Annotated in this window: 13 protein-coding genes and 1 pseudogene; 8 read left to right on the top strand and 6 right to left on the bottom strand. The window is 72.0% G+C overall.

What is annotated here, in order from left to right:
• Positions 1 to 23: 23 nt before the first annotated feature.
• Positions 24 to 1,517 (bottom strand): aldehyde dehydrogenase family protein, encoded by a 1,494-nt coding sequence (locus ADL15_RS06685; RefSeq protein WP_067685774.1) that lies wholly within the window; start codon positions 1,515 to 1,517, stop codon positions 24 to 26.
• A gap of 70 nt (positions 1,518 to 1,587) precedes the next feature.
• Between ADL15_RS06685 and ADL15_RS06680 the strand changes: the two genes are divergently transcribed.
• Positions 1,588 to 1,929 (top strand): hypothetical protein, encoded by a 342-nt coding sequence (locus ADL15_RS06680; RefSeq protein ID WP_067685772.1) that lies wholly within the window; start codon positions 1,588 to 1,590, stop codon positions 1,927 to 1,929.
• 10 nt (positions 1,930 to 1,939) lie between these two features.
• A complete protein-coding gene (locus ADL15_RS06675; protein ID WP_067685770.1) occupies positions 1,940 to 2,740 on the top strand; it encodes an alpha/beta hydrolase in 801 nt (266 codons plus the stop codon).
• A gap of 332 nt (positions 2,741 to 3,072) precedes the next feature.
• Here ADL15_RS06675 and ADL15_RS06670 read toward each other — a convergent pair whose 3' ends face one another.
• From ADL15_RS06670 to mce, 4 genes are all read right to left on the bottom strand, one after another.
• Positions 3,073 to 4,200, bottom strand: a complete 1,128-nt coding sequence (locus ADL15_RS06670) for an AI-2E family transporter (RefSeq protein ID WP_067685768.1) — start codon at positions 4,198 to 4,200, stop codon at positions 3,073 to 3,075.
• Between the two features lie 69 nt (positions 4,201 to 4,269).
• Positions 4,270 to 5,799, bottom strand: a complete 1,530-nt coding sequence (locus tag ADL15_RS06665; protein WP_232343937.1) for a Laminin subunit beta-1 — start codon at positions 5,797 to 5,799, stop codon at positions 4,270 to 4,272.
• 232 nt (positions 5,800 to 6,031) lie between these two features.
• Entirely contained in the window at positions 6,032 to 7,369 is a 1,338-nt protein-coding gene (locus ADL15_RS06660) for a cell division protein DivIVA (RefSeq protein WP_067685764.1), read from the bottom strand.
• A 249-nt stretch (positions 7,370 to 7,618) separates the two neighbouring features.
• Positions 7,619 to 8,113, bottom strand: coding sequence for a methylmalonyl-CoA epimerase (gene mce, locus ADL15_RS06655; RefSeq protein ID WP_067685762.1), 495 nt, complete (start codon positions 8,111 to 8,113; stop codon positions 7,619 to 7,621).
• An 86-nt stretch (positions 8,114 to 8,199) separates the two neighbouring features.
• Here mce and ADL15_RS06650 point away from each other — a divergent pair, with 86 nt between their 5' ends.
• On the top strand, positions 8,200 to 9,378 hold the full coding sequence (locus tag ADL15_RS06650) for an acetyl-CoA C-acetyltransferase (RefSeq protein WP_083970967.1): 1,179 nt from the start codon (positions 8,200 to 8,202) through the stop codon (positions 9,376 to 9,378).
• Positions 9,375 to 10,340 (top strand): methylmalonyl Co-A mutase-associated GTPase MeaB, encoded by a 966-nt coding sequence (meaB, locus tag ADL15_RS06645; RefSeq protein ID WP_067685760.1) that lies wholly within the window; start codon positions 9,375 to 9,377, stop codon positions 10,338 to 10,340. The genes ADL15_RS06650 and meaB overlap by 4 nt, the downstream gene beginning before the upstream one ends.
• Positions 10,341 to 10,642: 302 nt before the next feature.
• Here meaB and ADL15_RS06640 read toward each other — a convergent pair whose 3' ends face one another.
• Entirely contained in the window at positions 10,643 to 11,227 is a 585-nt protein-coding gene (locus tag ADL15_RS06640) for a PadR family transcriptional regulator (protein WP_067685758.1), read from the bottom strand.
• A gap of 56 nt (positions 11,228 to 11,283) precedes the next feature.
• Here ADL15_RS06640 and ADL15_RS06635 point away from each other — a divergent pair, with 56 nt between their 5' ends.
• The 4 genes and pseudogenes from ADL15_RS06635 to ADL15_RS55065 all read left to right on the top strand — a co-directional run.
• On the top strand, positions 11,284 to 12,492 hold the full coding sequence (locus ADL15_RS06635) for an FAD-dependent oxidoreductase (RefSeq protein ID WP_067685756.1): 1,209 nt from the start codon (positions 11,284 to 11,286) through the stop codon (positions 12,490 to 12,492).
• 170 nt (positions 12,493 to 12,662) lie between these two features.
• On the top strand, positions 12,663 to 14,336 hold the full coding sequence (locus ADL15_RS06630; protein ID WP_067685754.1) for an acyl-CoA mutase large subunit family protein: 1,674 nt from the start codon (positions 12,663 to 12,665) through the stop codon (positions 14,334 to 14,336).
• A gap of 108 nt (positions 14,337 to 14,444) precedes the next feature.
• Positions 14,445 to 15,392, top strand: coding sequence for a tetratricopeptide repeat protein (locus tag ADL15_RS06625; protein WP_067685752.1), 948 nt, complete (start codon positions 14,445 to 14,447; stop codon positions 15,390 to 15,392).
• A pseudogene (locus ADL15_RS55065) lies at positions 15,389 to 16,504 on the top strand (arginase family protein); the annotation flags it as partial. The gene ADL15_RS06625 and the pseudogene ADL15_RS55065, both read left to right, overlap by 4 nt.
• Positions 16,505 to 16,549 lie beyond the last annotated feature (45 nt).

Here is a 16,549-nt window from a genome sequence, read left to right as displayed (position 1 = left end):
GGGTGGTCAGCCACCCGATCAGACTAGGGCTTGCGTCCGTAGAGCAAGCGCAGGGCCTTGACGATCTGCTGGACCTGGGCCGGGGTGCGCTCGAAGGTCATCGCGGGCAGCAGCGACCGGGCCCGGCGTACGGTGATCGCCTTGGCCCGGGCGAACTCGCGGAGTCCGTCCTCGCCGTGGATCCGCCCGAACCCGGACTCGCCGACCCCGCCGAACGGCAGGTTGCCCATCCCGACGAAGGTCAGCGTGCCGTTGACGGCCACCATCCCGGACCGCAGCCGCCGCGCGATCCGAATGGCGTCCTTCTTGCCGAAGACCGCACCCCCCAGCCCGTACGGGGAGTCGTTCGCCTTCTGCACTGCCTCGTCGGCGTCGCGCACCTTCGTGATGGTCAGCGTCGGCCCGAACGTCTCCTCACGCATCTCCGAGGAGTGCGCCGGCACGTCCACCAGCACGGTCGGCGACACGTACGGCGCCTGCACCGCCCCGGCGCCACCGAGCACCGCCCGGCCGCCCTTGGCCAGCGCGTCCTCGATGTGGTCGCGGATGATGTCGAGCTGCTTCGGCATGGTGATCGGGCCGATCTCCTGGCCGGTGCGCAGTTTGCCGGCCTTCTCCACCACGGCGTCGACGAACTTGTCGTAGACCGACTCGACCGCGTAGACCCGCTCGATGCCGATGCAGGTCTGCCCGGCGTTGGTCATCGAACCCCACACCGCCGCCTCGGCCGCCGCCGCCACGTCCGCGTCGGCGTCCACGATCAGCGCGTCCTTGCCGCCCGCCTCGATCACCACCGGCACCAGGTTCTCCGCGCAGGCGGCCATCACCTTCTTGCCGGTGGCGGTGGAGCCGGTGAACGAGACCTTCTGCACACCGGAGCGGCACAGCGCCCCGCCGACGTCGCCCAGCCCGTGCACGGCCTGCAGCACCGGGTGCTCCGGCACGATCTCGGCGAACGTGTCGGCCAGCCACTGGCCGACCACCGGGGTGTACTCGCTGGGCTTGAAGACGACGGCGTTGCCGGCCGCCAGGGCGCCGGAGATCGGGCCGATCGGGGTGACGATCGGGTAGTTCCACGGGCCGATCACGCCGACCACGCCGTACGGCTGGTACTCCAGGTGGCCGACGTGCTCGGCGAGCAGCAGCCGGGTGCGCATCCGGCGCGGGCCGAGCACCCGCTTGGCGTTCTTGGCGGCCCAGTCCAGGTGCTCGACGGCCGCGGTGACCTCGATGATCCCGTCGTTGACCGGCTTGCCGCTCTCCAGCTCGGCGAGCTCGGCCAGCTCCTGGATGCGCTCGACCAGCAGGGTGCGCCAGCGCAGCAGCCGGGTCTTGCGGCCGTCCCACCCGAGGCTCTGCCACCACAGGGCGGCTTCCCGGGCCCGCTCGACGGCGGCGATCACCGCCTTCTCGTCGGCGACCGGCACGCGGCCCGCCTCGGCGCCGCTGGCCGGGTTCGTGGAGATCAGGTGGCCGTCCTCGATCACGGGCAGGCCGGGAACGTGAGTCGCCGTCATGTCCGGAGTCTAGGCGGTAAGTTACCGGCCAGTCACCAGGGAGACGCAGATGAATCCGTACGCTTGATCCGTGAGCCCCCGCCGCAATCACCCACGCCGTAAGAACCCGGACCAGCCGGACCGCCCCCAGCTCGCCGGTGAGGGGGTGCGCAAAGGCATCGAGGGCGTCCAGCAGTGGCAGGACGGCGAGTGGATGGTGCGCTCGATCTTCGGCGGGGCGGCGGCCAAGACGTACCGGTGTCCCGGCTGCATGCAGGAGATCCGGCCGGGCGTCGCGCACGTGGTGGCCTGGCCGATCGACGGCCGCGGCGACGAGACCGACCGCCGGCACTGGCACACGGGGTGCTGGCGCGCCCGCGACCGGCGAGGCCCGGGGGTGGAGCGGTCGCGGAACGCCCCCAGGTATGGGTAAAGATCTGGGTATGAGCAACCAGATCCGTGCCAACTCGATCCTCCCCGCGCACCGGGAGGACATCGAGCTGCACACCGCGGACGGCGTCACCCTGGTCGGCGAGCTGGCCCGGCCGCTGGACCGCGACCCGGTGGCCACCGTCATCTGCCTGCACCCGCTGCCCACCCACGGCGGGATGATGGACAGCCACGTCTTCCGCAAGGCCGCCTGGCGCCTCCCGGCCCTGGCCGGCCTCGCGGTCCTGCGTTTCAACACCAGGGGTACGAGCAGTGTGCGCGGCACCAGCGGCGGCACGTTCGCGTCCGGCGTCGACGAGCGCTTCGACGTGGCCGCCGCGATCGAGTACGCGGAGTTCGCCGACCTGCCGAACCTCTGGCTGCTCGGCTGGTCCTTCGGCACCGACCTCACCCTGATGTACGGCCTCGAACCCGCGGTCACCGGTGCCATCCTGCTCTCCCCGCCGCTGCGTTTCTCCCGCCCCGAGCACCTGGCCGCCTGGGCCGCCGACGGCAAACCGGTGACCGCGCTGATCCCGGAGTTCGACGACTACCTGCGCCCGCCGGAAGCCGCCGAACGCTTCGCGGCGATCCCTCAGGCCGAAGTGGTGCCGGTCCCGGGCGCCAAGCACCTCTGGGTCGGTGACGCCGAGAAGGTCCTCGACGCGGTCGTCCAGCGGGTCGCCCCCGCCGTGCCGACTCCGCTGCCGCAGACCTGGGACGGCCCGATCGAGACCGGCGACATGAACGCCTACGCCAACCGCACCGTCGCCGCCTTCGCCGACGTCGAAGTCCCCACCCCGCTCAAGGACTGACCGCACCCCAACTCCCCACGCTGCTCGGTCGTCGTGGCAGTTGCGTGGGGACTTTGGGTGCGGAGCGCACCGCAACTCCCCACGCTCGGTTGTCGTGGCGGTTGCGTGGGGACTTTGGGTGCGGAGCGCACCGCAACTCCCCACGCTCGGTCGTCGTGGCGGTTGCGTGGGGATTTTGGGTGCGGAGCGCACCGCAACTCCCCACGCTCGGTCGTCGTGGCGGTTGCGTGGGGATTTTGGGTGCGGAGCGCACCGAAACTCCCCACGCTCGGGCTGGGCGGGCGGGGCGCTCGGTATTCGTACCGAAGGGGTTGAGAAGAAAAAGCGGTCGGTCAGCGGTCGTTCATGCTGGGGACCATGACCTCTCGGGCGATCAGCTGGACGGCGGCGACCATCGGGATGGCGACGAGTGCGCCGACCACGCCGAACAGCGCCACGCCGAGCAGGGCCGCGACCACCGCGCCGACGTCGCTGACCTTGACCGAGCGGCGCATCACGTTCGGGTAGATCAGGTAGTTCTCGATCTGCTGGTAGATGATGAAGAAGACGATGCAGACGACGCCGTCGGAGACCGACGAGGCCAGCCCGACCACGCTGACGATCACGGCGCCGATGGTGGCGCCGATCTGCGGGATCAGGTCGCAGACCGCGACGACCACGGCCAGGGCGAACGGGTACGGCAGCTCCAGCAGCACGGCCAGCACGAACGTGCTCAGCCCGGCCAGGATGGCGATCGCCAGCGCGCCCACCATGTACGCGCCGACCTTGGTCAGGATCTCGTCGGTGAGCAGCCGCACCCGGTCCCGGCGCGACGCGGGCACCAGCGAATACCCGCCCGCTTTCAGCCGCTCGAAGGACGCCATGAAATAGATCGTCAGCACCAGCACGGTGAGGACGTTGAAGATCGTCCCGAAGATCAGCTTGGCGCCGCCGACCACCCCGCCGAGGGTGTTGCCGATGGTGCTCGCGTTCACCGCGCTCTGCACCTTGTTGACGATGTCGTAGCGCTGCACCAGCTCGTTGACCGTCTCGCTGCGGCGCAGGTTCTCGATCGTCTCGGGCGCGTTGTTGATCAGCTCGGTGGTCTGGGTGACCAGCGGCGGGATCAGCGCGATGATCCCGCCGACCAGTAGCGCCACCACGGTCAGCGCGACGATCGCCACGGCCAGCCCGTGCGGCAGGCCCCACCGGCGCAGCCGGACCACCGCCGGGTTCAGGCCGATCGCCAGGAACAGCGCGATGAAGATGAGTACGAGGATCGAGGCCGCGTTGCGGAAGCCCAGGAAGAGCGCGTACGCCACGATCACGCCCAGCCCGAACAGGAAGCCGAACAGGAACGGGCTGCGCCGGTTCAGCGGCTCCCCGGGCGCGCCGAACCTCTGAGTGGGAGCCGCCGGCTCCTCCTCGACGATCTCCTCGGCAGGCTCCTCGAGAGGGGGCGTGGCCGGTTCGGATGACATCGCGGGACCTCCACAGCAGACCGCCGAAGCCCGGAGGTTAACCCTGCCGGGCGACGGCCGTCGACCCGGTTACTCCGCGTCCGCGGACACCCGGCTCGCCTGCGGGACGGTGACCTTGGCCGAGGCGGTCACCTTGGCCGGCTGCGCCTCGGTGGCCGCGTGGGTGCCGGTCTTCTCGGCGTGCGAGCCGGGATTCTCGGTGGGCACCGCGTGCGTGCCGACTGCGGGAGCGGACGGCGTGGCAGGCGCAGGGGTGGCCGGTGCGGGAGCGACAGCCGCGGGAGTGGCGGGCGTGGGCTCGGCGTCGTGGAACTCGTCGTGCCGGCCGGCCTCCGGGTCGGGCACCTCCGGTGAGGCGGCGGCGGCCATCACCGCGGCGGCGGCCAGCTCGGCCACCCGCTTCGCCTCGCGCTGCACCTGCCGGCGGACGTCGGCGGCGTGCCGCTCGGCGGCCTCACCGGCCCGCTTCGCCTCGGTGACCCGCTGCAGCGTGCTCTCCAGCTCCTTGGTGGCCTCGGCCAGGCCCTGCTTGACCTGCTCGGTCTCCCGCTCGCCGGCCTGGGCCAGCTCCTGAGCGGCGGCCAGTCGCTGGTCGGCCTCGGCGACCTTGGCCTGGGCGGCCTCGAACTCGCTGACCGCCTTGGCGATCTTGTCCTGGTGGGCGGCCAGCTCCTTGCGGGTGGCGGTGGCCTGCTCGTCGGAGCGGCGCAGCACCTCTTCGGCGTACTTGTCGGCCTCGCTGCGCAGGTCGGCGCACTGCTTCTCGACACCGGAGCGCATCTGGCCGAGCTCCTCGATCACCGCGTGCCGGCGCAGCGCGAGCTCGTGGTCCACGGCGGCCTTGAGGTCGGCGTGCTCCCGGTCCGCGTCGGCACGGCGAGTGGTGATCTCCTGGTTGGTCTTCTCCCGCAGCGCCTTGAGCTCCTGCTCGGCCTGCATGCGGGTGGACTGCACGTAGCCGTCGACCTCGGCGCGGGCCCGCTGGGCGTCGCTCGCGGCCTTGTCACCCAGGTGCTGGGCCTCGGCGCGGGCCCGGGCGAGCAGGGCCTCGCTCTCGACGCGGATCTGCTCGGCGGACTGCCGGGCGTTGGCGACGGCCTTGTCCGCGGCGGAGCGCTTGGCGGTGTCGACCTTCTCCTCCTCCGCGCGGCGGGCGGCCAGCGCGATCTCGAAGTCCCGGATGCCGTCGTGCGCGTGCGCCTCGGCCTCGGCCCGGATCCGCTCCGCCTCGGCGAGCCGGCCGGCGATGTCGTCGGTGGCCGACGCCTTGATCGCCTCGCCCTGTTCCTCGGCGAGCGCCAGGATCTGCTCGACCCGGGGGCCCAGGTGCCGGAACGAGACCTCGCCGGTGATGCCGGTGTTGCGCCGGGTCTGCGTGATCTCCTGCTGGAGCCGCTCGATCTGCGCGGCCATCGCCTGGATCTGCGAATAGGCCTGCTCGCGCTCGGCGGCCAAGGCGGCGATCTCGTTCTCGGCGCGGGCGACGTAGCGCTCGACCTGCTTGCGTTCGTAACCACGTAGGGCGGTTTCGAAGCTGGGCTCGGGGGCCGATTCTCCGCCAAGACCGAAGATTTCACCGCCGTGCGACATGCTCTCCATCCTCACATACGCATGGTCCCGGAGCGTGGTGATACACACCGGACTGATGGGGACCATGCGGGTAGTTACCAAATTGTCCGACCGGACGGGCGCGAAACCTAGGCTACGCGCCCCAACGAGTCAGGCCGTACCGGAGAAACTCCGGTACGGCCTGAGTCACAAAAACCACCCGGCCTGACTCACCGTCGCGCACTCCCGGGGAGTCCGCAACTTCAGAGACCGGGACAGCCGGTCACGAATTGGTCTGTGCCGCCACCGGCTCGTCGCCGGCCTCGGCCGCGTCCTGATCGGTCTGCGCGGCCGGCTGAGCGGCGGCCTGCGGCGCGCTGGGCTGCGGCGCGGGCTGAGCCGGCTTGGCCGCCTCGGCAGCCGCCTTCGCGGCCGGAGCGGCACCGACGCCGGGCACCAGGCCGGACAGACCGGACAACATCTGGCCCAACTGGTTGGTGACCGCGTCCTTCTGCCGGGTGAGGTCCTCGACCTCGCGGCGGGCCGCCTGGGTGGTCAGCTCGGACTCGGTCCGGGCCTCGCTGAGCAGACGGTTGGCCTCCGAGCGGGCCTCCGAGACGGTCTTCTCGGCGAGCGCCCGGGACTTGTCGATGGTCTCACCGGCGGTGCGCTCGGACTCGATCCGGCGGCTCTCGGCGTGCTGCGAGATCTCCTTGGCGCGGTCCTCGGCGGCGCGGGCCCGCTGCTCGGCCTCGGAGATCATCTTCTGGGTCGCGGCAACCTGGGCGGCGTGCCGCTGTGACTCCTCGGTCTCGGCCTTCTCCCGGCGCTCGGCGATCTCCAGGGCCAGTGCCTGCAGGTCCTTGTCGCGCTTGTCGCGGGCGTCGGCGAGCAGCTTGGTGGCCTCGGCGCGTTTCTCCTCGGCCTCCCGGCCGGCCTTCGCCCGGGCCTGGGTGATCTCCCGCTCGGCGGTGGCGCGCAGCGAGGCGACCTCCCGCTCGGTGGTCGACTTGAGCTCGGCGACCTCGTGCGCGGTGACCGTACGCAGCTGCTTGGTCTCGCGGTCGGCGTCCGAGCGGAGCGTGTCGGCCTCGCGCCGGGCCTGGACCCGGGCCTCCGCGGCCTCCCGCTCGGCGTGCGTGCGGACCTGACCGGCCTCCCGCTCGGCGGTCGCCTTCATGGCGGCGGCCTCGGCGCGAGCCTTGTCGGTGATCTCCCGCGCTTCCAGCCGAGCTGCGGAGAGGATGCCCTCGCTCTCCCGCTTGGCCTCGCTGCGGTGGTCGTTTGCCTGTTCCTCGGCGAGCCGCAGGATCTGCTCCACCCGGGTGCCCAGCCCGGAGAGCGTCGGCCGGTTGTTCTCCTCGAGCAGCTTGTTGCTGTCGGCGAGTTTCTGCTCCAGCACGTTCAGCCGCTGCTCAGCCTGGCGGAGCCGGCGCTGGGCGTCGTTCATCCGCTGCTCGGCTTCACCGCGGGCCTGCTCGGACTGGTTCAGCGCGGCGAGCAGCCGGCCGATGTGTCCGTCGACCTGGTGGCGGTCGTAACCACGCAGGACAACGGTGAAGTCGTGCTGCGTATTCGCGGTCTCGAAGAAGGCCAGGTTCTGATCCTGCTGCTGGGGCATTGCGCCATCCTGGCGAGAAGGGAGCGGACATGCAAGGGCGGAACGGCAGTCGAACCCCAATGTAGATCAGCTTTGACCTGGACCGCAGCCGGGTGGCGGGCCGTTCGGGGGACGCCCGTCACTCACCGGCCGGTCCGACGTCGTCCCGTCGCCACCTGCTGACTCGGGGTTTCGGGTGAGCGCAACCCCGCGTTCGGGGTGGTCGGCCCTGCTCAATGGGGCTGATCCTGCCAGGAGACCGGGCTCACGTCAGGCTGAATCACCCGACCGGTGTACCCCCGCGGGCTCGACCAACTCGACCAGGACGCCGCCGGCGTCCTTCGGGTGGACGAAGTTGATCCGCGATCCGGCGGTGCCGCGCCGCGGCGTGTCGTAGAGCAACCGCAGGCCGCGGGCCCGCAGAGCGTCGGCGGCGGCCTCCACATCGGCCACCGTGTAGGCGAGTTGCTGCAGCCCCGGACCGCTGCGGTCGAGGAACTTCGCGATGGCCGAATCCGGTCGCAGCGGGGCGAGCAACTGGATCCGGGGACCGGTGTCGTCGCCGACCGCGAGCATGGCTTCCCGTACGCCTTGTTCGTCATTGGTTTCTTGGTGCACACAACGCAAACCAAGCGTTTCTCCATAGAAGCGGATGGCTTCGTCCAAATCCGCCACAGCTATACCGACGTGGTCGATACGCAACAATTCGACTCCGGAGAATGTGACATTCTCGGGATGGGTGGCACTCGATGCGTGGTCTGTCATGCCGTTAGTCTCTGACCTGACCCATCGTTAAGGCTGCCCCGGGTGCCCGCTCCCGTCACCCGGCCGTCGCAGATCGGACATGACTCGTGACCACCTCCGTGATCGTCAGTGGCGCCCGTACCCCGATGGGGCGCCTGCTCGGCAACCTCAAGAACCTGCCCGCCACCGCCCTCGGCGGGCACGCCATCGCCGCCGCGCTGTCCCGTGGCGGCGTCGCCCCCGACCAGGTCCAGTACGTCATCATGGGCCAGGTGCTGCAGGCCGGCTGCGGGCAGATCCCGGCCCGCCAGGCCGCCGTCGCGGCCGGCATCCCGATGACCACCCCGGCGCTCACCGTCAACAAGGTGTGCCTCTCCGGCCTGGACGCGATCGCCCTCGCCGACCAGCTGATCCGCGCCGGCGAGTACGACATCGTGGTGGCCGGCGGCATGGAGTCGATGACGAACGCCCCCCACCTGATCAACCAGCGGCAGGGCACCAAGTTCGGCGACGTCGTGGTCCGCGACCACATGGCGCTGGACGGGCTGACCGACCCGTGGGCCGGCGTCTCGATGGGCGAGTCCACCGAGACCAGCGGCGCGAGCCTGGACATCAGCCGGGCCGCGCAGGACGAGTTCGCCGCGCTCAGCCACCGGCGGGCCGCGCAGGCGCAGCACACCGGCCGGTTCGCCGAGGAGATCGCCCCGGTGCCGTCCGGCGACCGGAAGGCACCCGGCCCGATCGACACCGACGAGGGCGTCCGGCCCGGCACCACCGCCGAGTCGCTGGCCAAGCTGCGGCCGGCGTTCGCCCCGGACGGGACGATCACGGCGGCGACCGCGTCGCCGATCTCCGACGGCGCGGCCGCGGTCGTGGTGATGAGCCGGGCCAAGGCCGAGGAGCTGGGCCTGACCTGGCTCGCCGAGATCACCTCGCACGGCAACGTGGCCGGCCCGGACAGCTCGCTGCAGTCGCAGCCGGCCAACGCGATCAAGCACGCGCTGGAGAAGGCCCGGCTGACCGTGGACGACCTCGACCTCATCGAGATCAACGAGGCGTTCGCGCAGGTGGTCATCCAGTCGATGCGGGAGCTGAAGGTCGGCGAGGAGAAGGTCAACGTGAACGGCGGGGCGATCGCTCTCGGCCACCCGATCGGGATGTCCGGCGCCCGGCTGGTCCTCACCCTGGCTCTGGAGCTGAAGCGGCGCGGCGGGGGGACCGGCGCGGCGGGTCTCTGCGGCGGTGGTGGTCAGGGTGACGCCCTGATCATTAAAGTTCCCGCGTGAGTCGTTTGCGTGATGTCCCCTCCCTGGTCGCAAGGGCTCGGGAGGGTGACGCGCGGTCGGTGGCCCGGCTGATCACCCTGGTGGAGAACGGCGACCCGGCGCTGCCCGAGGTCGCCGCGGCCATGGCGCCCTACGCCGGCCGGGCCCAGGTGGTCGGCCTCACCGGCGCTCCCGGCGTCGGCAAGTCGACCACGACGAACGAGCTGGTCCGCGCGCTGCGCCTGGCCGGGCACCGGGTCGGTGTGCTGGCCGTGGACCCGTCCAGCCCGTTCACCGGGGGTGCCATCCTCGGCGACCGGGTGCGGATGCAGGAACACACCGCGGATCCGGGCGTCTACATCCGCTCGATGTCCAGTCGCGGTCAGCTCGGCGGGCTCTCCGCGGCCACCCCGCAGGCCGTCCGGGTGCTCGAGGGCACCGGCTGCGACGTGGTCCTGGTCGAGACGGTCGGGGTGGGCCAGGCCGAGGTGGAGATCGCCTCGTTGGCCGACACCACGCTGGTGCTGCTCGCGCCGGGCATGGGCGACGCGATCCAGGCGGTCAAGGCCGGCGTGCTGGAGATCGCCGACGTCTTTGTGATCAACAAGGCGGACCGGCCGGGTGCGGACAACACGTACCGGGACATTCAGGGGATGCTGGCGCTCGGCGAGCGCACCGCCGGGGACTGGCGGCCGCTGGTGGTCCGCGCGGTCGCGGTGAAGAACGAGGGCATCGACGACGTGGTGGCCGCGATCGGCAAGCACCGCGCCTGGCTGACCGACACCGGCGAGCTGCGGACCCGGCGGGAACGGCGGGCCGCCGCGGAGATCTCGGCGCTGGCGCTGGGCACGCTGCGGGCCCGGATCGGCGATCTCCGCGGGGGCACGGCACTCGTGGACCTCGCGGCCCGGGTCGCGGACGGGGCGATTGATCCGTACGCCGCGGCCGACGAACTGGTCACCGGCCTCGAAGCGACCCGCTGACCGCTCGGCCCCGGGCGGCAGGCACGCTCGCGGTTCCCCGGCTGGTGCTCAGGGGTGCCTCCGGGTGCTTGAGACACCCCTGAGCACCAGCCGGGGCCGGGAGGCGCGCTGCGGCCGGGAGTGGCCACGGTCTCGCGGCGGGAGTCCGTGACCGGGAGGCGCGCTGCGGTCCGGTGCGGCCGCGGGCGTCGCGCCGGCCTCACGGGCGGGACGTGGCTCGTAGCCTGCGGACGAGCGCTCCGTATCCGTACCGGAAAAGGGTTGAGCGGACGTGCGGGCGGCCTCGCGCGTGCCGGGTGGTCTCAGCCGGAGAACTGGGTGAGCGTCTGCTCGATCAGGGCGCGGTCCCAGGTCAGGGTGTTGTTCTCCAGGTCGGTGACGACGCCGCGCAGCCAGGTCAGCTCGGCGCGCAGGACGGCGGCGCGGTACTCGTCCTCGAGCAGGAAGAGCCGGGGCAGGCCGGGCGGGGCCTGTGCCTCGAGCGCGGTGAGGCGCTCCTGCACCGCGTCGGCGCGGCGGGTGAGCAGGTCACGGGTCTGTGCCGGGCCGAGCAGCGCCAGGAACGCCAGCGCCACCGGGAACTCCGGGAACTCGCGGGCCGGGGCCGGCAGCATCTCGAGCAGCCAGCGGTGCAGCGTGGCGGCGCCCTCCTCGGTCACCTCGTAGACGGTGCGTTCCGGCCGCCCGGCCTCCCGGGTGGTCTCCCCGGCGCGGGCCAGACCTTCACGCACCAGCCGGTCGAGGGCCTGGTAGACGCTGTTGCGCTGCGCCACGTTGACCAGTTGGTCCTGACCGCGCTCCTTGATCACCTGCAACATCCGGTACGGGTGCATCGGCGCCTCCACGAGCAGAGCCAGCAACAGGGTCGCCAGTGGGGAGCGCTTCATGCCAAGCAGCCTACGATCCCTTGACGCCGCATAGTCATTGTATGGATAGTCATCTCATGACTAAAGAAGCTGCCGTGATCGGGGGTGGCATCGCCGGCACCGCCGCGGCCATCGCCCTGCAGAGTGCCGGGTTCGCCCCGGTCGTCCACGAGCGTCACGAGCGCGGTGTCGCCGACGAGCGCGGCGCGTTCCTCACCGTCGCGGTGAACGGGCTGCACGCGCTCCGCTCCCTCGGTCTGGACCCGGAAAAGGTGCTGGCCAAGGGCTTCCCGACCCCGGTGATGGCGCTGCGCGGCGCGTCCGGGCGGGTGCTCGCCGAGCTGCCGCTGGGCGGGCCGCGCTCCGGCCCCGGGCTCGCCACCACCACGATCCGGCGCTCGGACCTCTACGCCGCGATGCGCGCCGAGGTCGAGGCGCGCGGCATTCCGATCGTCTACGGCGCGGCCCTGACCGGCGCGGTCACCGGGCCGGACCGGGTCGAGGCGGAGTTCGCCGACGGCCGCCGGGTCCAGGCCGATCTGCTCGTCGGCGCGGACGGGTTGCGCTCGCGGACCCGCCGGTCGCTGGACCCGGCCGGGCCCGAGCCGCACTACCTGGGCCTGCTCAACGCGGGCGGGTTCACCGCCGGACCGGTCGCACCGGGCCTGGCCGCGCCGCCCGGGGTGATGCAGATGGCGTTCGGCAAGCGGGCGTTCTTCGGCTGGGCCACCGCGCCGGACGGTTCGGTCTGGTGGTTCGCGAACCCGCCGGCCAAGCAGCCGATCGGGCCCGGCACGTTCACCGCGGCGTCCTGGCGGGCCCACCTGATCACGCTGTTCGAGGACGACCCGTCGTCGCCGGCCGCCGAGTTGATCAAGGCCAGCGACGAGATCGTCGGACCCTGGAACACCGAAGACCTCTTTTCGGTACGGGTGTGGCACGACACCCGTACCGTGCTCGTCGGTGACGCGGCGCACGCGCTGGCGCCGACCTCGGGGCAGGGTGCCTCGCAGGCGATCGAGGACGCCGTGGTGCTCGGGCACAGCCTGCGCGAGCACCGGGAGCCGGCGGCCGGCCTCGCGGCGTACGCGGCGGCCCGCCGTCCCCGGGTGCGGAAGGTGGCGGCACACGGCCGGCGCGGCAACAGCGGCAAGGTGCTCGGCCCGGTCGGCGCGGCGATCCGGGACGCGATGATGCCGGCCCTGTTCACGCTGCTGATGCGCAAGGGCGATCCGCAGGCCTGGATCCTCGACCACCGGCTGCCCCCGCTGCCCGCGGCCGGGTGAGACGGGAAACCCCGGCAGCGTGGCGGGCGCTGCCGGGGCCTGGTGGGGGATGGAAATGTCCCGGCCTGACTCTCCCCGTTCCGGTTACCCGGCGGTAGTGGGGAAATCCCTTGTCCTCGTCGGCTTCCGGACCTTAGTAATCGTTCAGTTCTGCGATTAGGATGGTGCCCATGGACGCATCCGACATCGAGGCCGGGCGCGAGCGCTGGCAGCGCCGCTACGACGCCGCACGCAAACGGGACGCCGACTTCACCACGCTCTCCGGCAACCAGGTGGAGCCGGTCTACGGGCCACAGCCCGGGGCGACCTACCCCGGTTTCGAGCGGATCGGCTGGCCCGGCGAGTTCCCGTACACGCGAGGGCTCTACCCGACCGGGTACCGCGGGCGGACCTGGACGATCCGGCAGTTCGCCGGGTTCGGCAACGCGCGGCAGACCAACGAGCGATACAAGATGATCCTGGCGGCCGGCGGTGGCGGGCTCAGCGTGGCCTTCGACATGCCGACCCTGATGGGCCGCGACTCCGACGACCCGGTCGCGCTCGGCGAGGTCGGCCACTGCGGCGTGGCGATCGACTCGGCGGCCGACATGGACGTGCTGTTCGCCGACATCCCGCTGCAGGACGTCACGACCAGCATGACCATCTCCGGCCCGGCCGTCCCGGTCTTCGTGATGTACCTGGTGGCCGCGGAGCGGCAGGGCGCCGACCTGAGCAAGCTCGACGGCACGCTGCAGACCGACATCTTCAAGGAGTACATCGCGCAGAAGGAGTGGCTCTTCGAACCCGAGCCGCACCTGCGCCTGATCGGCGACCTGATGGAGTACTGCGCCCGGGAGATCCCGAAGTACAAGCCGCTGTCGGTCAGCGGCTACCACATCCGCGAGGCCGGGGCGACCGCCGCGCAGGAGCTGGCGTACACGCTGGCCGACGGCTTCGGGTACGTCGAACTCGGCCTGTCCCGGGGCCTGGACGTCAACGTGTTCGCGCCCGGGCTCAGCTTCTTCTTCGACGCGCACATCGACTTCTTCGAGGAGATCGCCAAGTTCCGCGCCGCCCGGCGGATCTGGGCCCGGCACCTGCGCGACGAGTACGGCGCGACCAGTGAGAAGGCGCTCTGGCTGCGGTTCCACACGCAGACCGCCGGGGTGTCGCTGACCGCGCAGCAGCCGGTCAACAACGTGGTGCGTACCGCCGTCGAGGCGCTCTCCGCGATCCTCGGCGGGACCAACTCGCTGCACACCAACGCGCTCGACGAGACGCTCGCGCTGCCCACCGACGAGTCCGCCGAGATCGCCCTGCGCACCCAGCAGGTGCTGATGGAGGAGACCGGGGTGGTCAACGTGGCCGACCCGCTCGGCGGCTCCTGGTATGTCGAGGCGCTCACCGACCGGATCGAGGCGGAGGCCGAGGAGATCTTCGAGCGGATCCGCGGGCTCGGTGACGACGGCAGCATCACCTCGGGCATCCTGCGCGGCATCGAGGACGGCTGGTTCACCGCGCACATCGCCGAGGCGGCCTTCGTGCACCAGCAGTCGGTGGAGACGAACGCGAAGCGGATCGTCGGCGTCAACGCGCACATGAAGACCATCGCCAAGGACCTGGAGATCCTCCGGGTGTCGCACGAGGTCGAGGTGGAGCAGAACCGCGCCCTCGCGGAGCGCCGGGAGCAGCGGGACGAGGCGCGGGTCAAGACCGCGCTGGAGGAGCTGGTCGCGGTCGCCCGGACCACCGGCAACATGATCCCGGCGATGCTCGAGGCGGCCCGGGCCGAGGCGACGCTCGGCGAGATCTGCGGGGTGCTGAAGGACGAGTGGGGCGTGTACCGGGAGCCGGCCCGATTCTGACGTGACGGCCGTGCCGGGGGCCGGTCCGGGTGGGCGGGTTGTGACGTCCGATATCGGCCGCCCGGCGTCGGCGCGAACAGGCCGGACAGCATGCAAGACTAGGTAACCATGAGCGACCCACGGACCACTCCGTCGATCTTCACCCGCGGCGCGGTCGACCTCAGCGCGCTGCGTGCCCCGGCACCCGCCAAACCGGCCGCGCCGAGCCGTCCCGCCGCTTCCGACGGCACCCCGACCGGCACGGTTCCCGGCACCCTACCGGGCCTCGCCCCGGAAACGATCATCGATATCAGCGAGGCGAACTTCGAGACCGAGGTTCTGGAGCGCTCGCTCACCACCCCGGTGGTCCTCGACTTCTGGGCCGACTGGTGCGGTCCGTGCAAGCAGCTCTCCCCGATCCTGGAGAAGCTGGCCGTCGCCGCGCAGGGCACCTGGGTGCTCGGCAAGGTCGACGTGGACGCCAACCCGCGCCTCGCCCAGGCGTTCCGGGTGCAGGGCATCCCGATGGTGCTCGCGGTGATCGGCGGGCAGCCGGTCGAGGGCTTCACCGGCGTGCTGCCGGAGAGCCAGATCAAGCAGTACATCGACGCGGTGCTCAAGGCCGCCGGTGTGGCCGGGGTCGGCGCGGCGGTGACCGCGCCCGAGGACCCGCGACTGGACGCGGCCGACGACGCGCTGATGGTCGGTGATCTGGACGCGGCCGAGGCGGCGTACAAGAAGATCCTGGCCGAGTCGCCGGCCGACGCCGCCGCCGAGTCCGGCCTGGCGCAGGTCGAGCTGTACCGCCGGATCAGCGGTCAGGACCCGGCGTCGGTGCTGGCCCGGGCCGACGCCGACCCCGACGACCTGGCGGCGCAGCGGCTCGCCGCCGACGTCGAGGTGCTCAACGGGCAGGCCGACGAGGCATATGCCCGGCTGGTGCGGCTGGTCAAGCGGACCGCCGGAGAGGATCGTGACGCGGTACGCAAGCACCTGCTGTCGCTCTTCGCCGTCGCCGGACCGGACGACCCGGCCGTCGCGGGAGCACGACGGGCGCTGGCCAGCGCACTCTTCTGACCCAACAGTTTTTTCGAGACAAGCGGGAGGGCGTCGTGCGACGCATCGCCGTTCTGGACGCGCCGTCCAACCTCGGCCTGCGTCCGCCGACCGCGACGTCGGTGCCGGGCTGTGCCAAGGCGCCCGGCGCCCTCCGCGACCACGGTCTGCTGCCCCGGCTCGCCGCCCGGGACGCCGGCTGTCTCACCCCGCCCCGGTACGACCCGGGTGACTGGCGGCCCGGCGACGGCGTCGCGCACGCCGCCGAGATCGCGGCGTACTCCCGGGCGCTCGCCGATCGGATCGGCGCGATCATCGACGGCGGGGAGTTCCCGGTCGTGCTCGGCGGGGACTGCTCGATACTCATCGGCTCCGGCCTGGCCATGCACCGGCTGGGCGAGGCGGTCGGCGGCCGGATCGGGCTGGTCTTCGTGGACGGGCACTCCGACTTCCGGCACCCCGGCAACGCGTCGTACGTCGGCGCGGCGGCCGGCGAGGACCTGGCCCTGGTGACCGGCCGGGGTCAGGCGAACCTGGCGGCGATCGAGAGCCGCCGGCCGTACTTCCGGGACATCGACGTGGTGGTGCTCGGCATCCGGGCCCAGGACGAGTACCGCCTCGACCTGCAGGCCGCCGGGATCGTCACCCGCCCGGTGCCGGCCCTGCGTGCCGAGGGCGCCGCCCGCAGCGCGCAGTGGGCCAAGGAGCAGCTCGTCGACTGCGCCGGGTACTGGGTGCACGTGGACGTCGACGTGCTCGACCCGGCGGTGATGCCGGCCGTGGACGCGCCGGATCCCGGTGGCATCGCGTTCCCGGAGCTGGAGCTGCTGCTGGCCGGGCTGGTCGACTCCCCGCACTGCCTCGGCGTGGAGCTCACCGTCTTCGACCCGGACTACGACCCGGACGGCCGCTACGCCGAGGAGATCACCTCGGCGGTGGTGAGCGGGCTGGCGCCGGTCCGGACGGTGACGCCGCGACCGGATCTGATCGCCGCGCGGCGCGACCTGGCGGCTCAGCCGGACGGGCGGCGGATCGGGATCCCGGTGGTCCCGGCCGCCCCGGCGACGGCCGCCCCGGCGACGGCCGCCCCGGCGACGGCCGCCCCGGCGACGGCCGCCCCGGCGGCGGCCGCGGCTGTCGCGGACGTCGCTGTGGTGGCGGAGGTCGCTGCTGTGGCG

It is taken from the genome of Actinoplanes awajinensis subsp. mycoplanecinus (assembly GCF_001509495.1).
Taxonomy (GTDB): Bacteria; Actinomycetota; Actinomycetes; order Mycobacteriales; family Micromonosporaceae; genus Actinoplanes; species Actinoplanes palleronii.
This window is presented reverse-complemented; position numbering and strand designations above follow the sequence as displayed.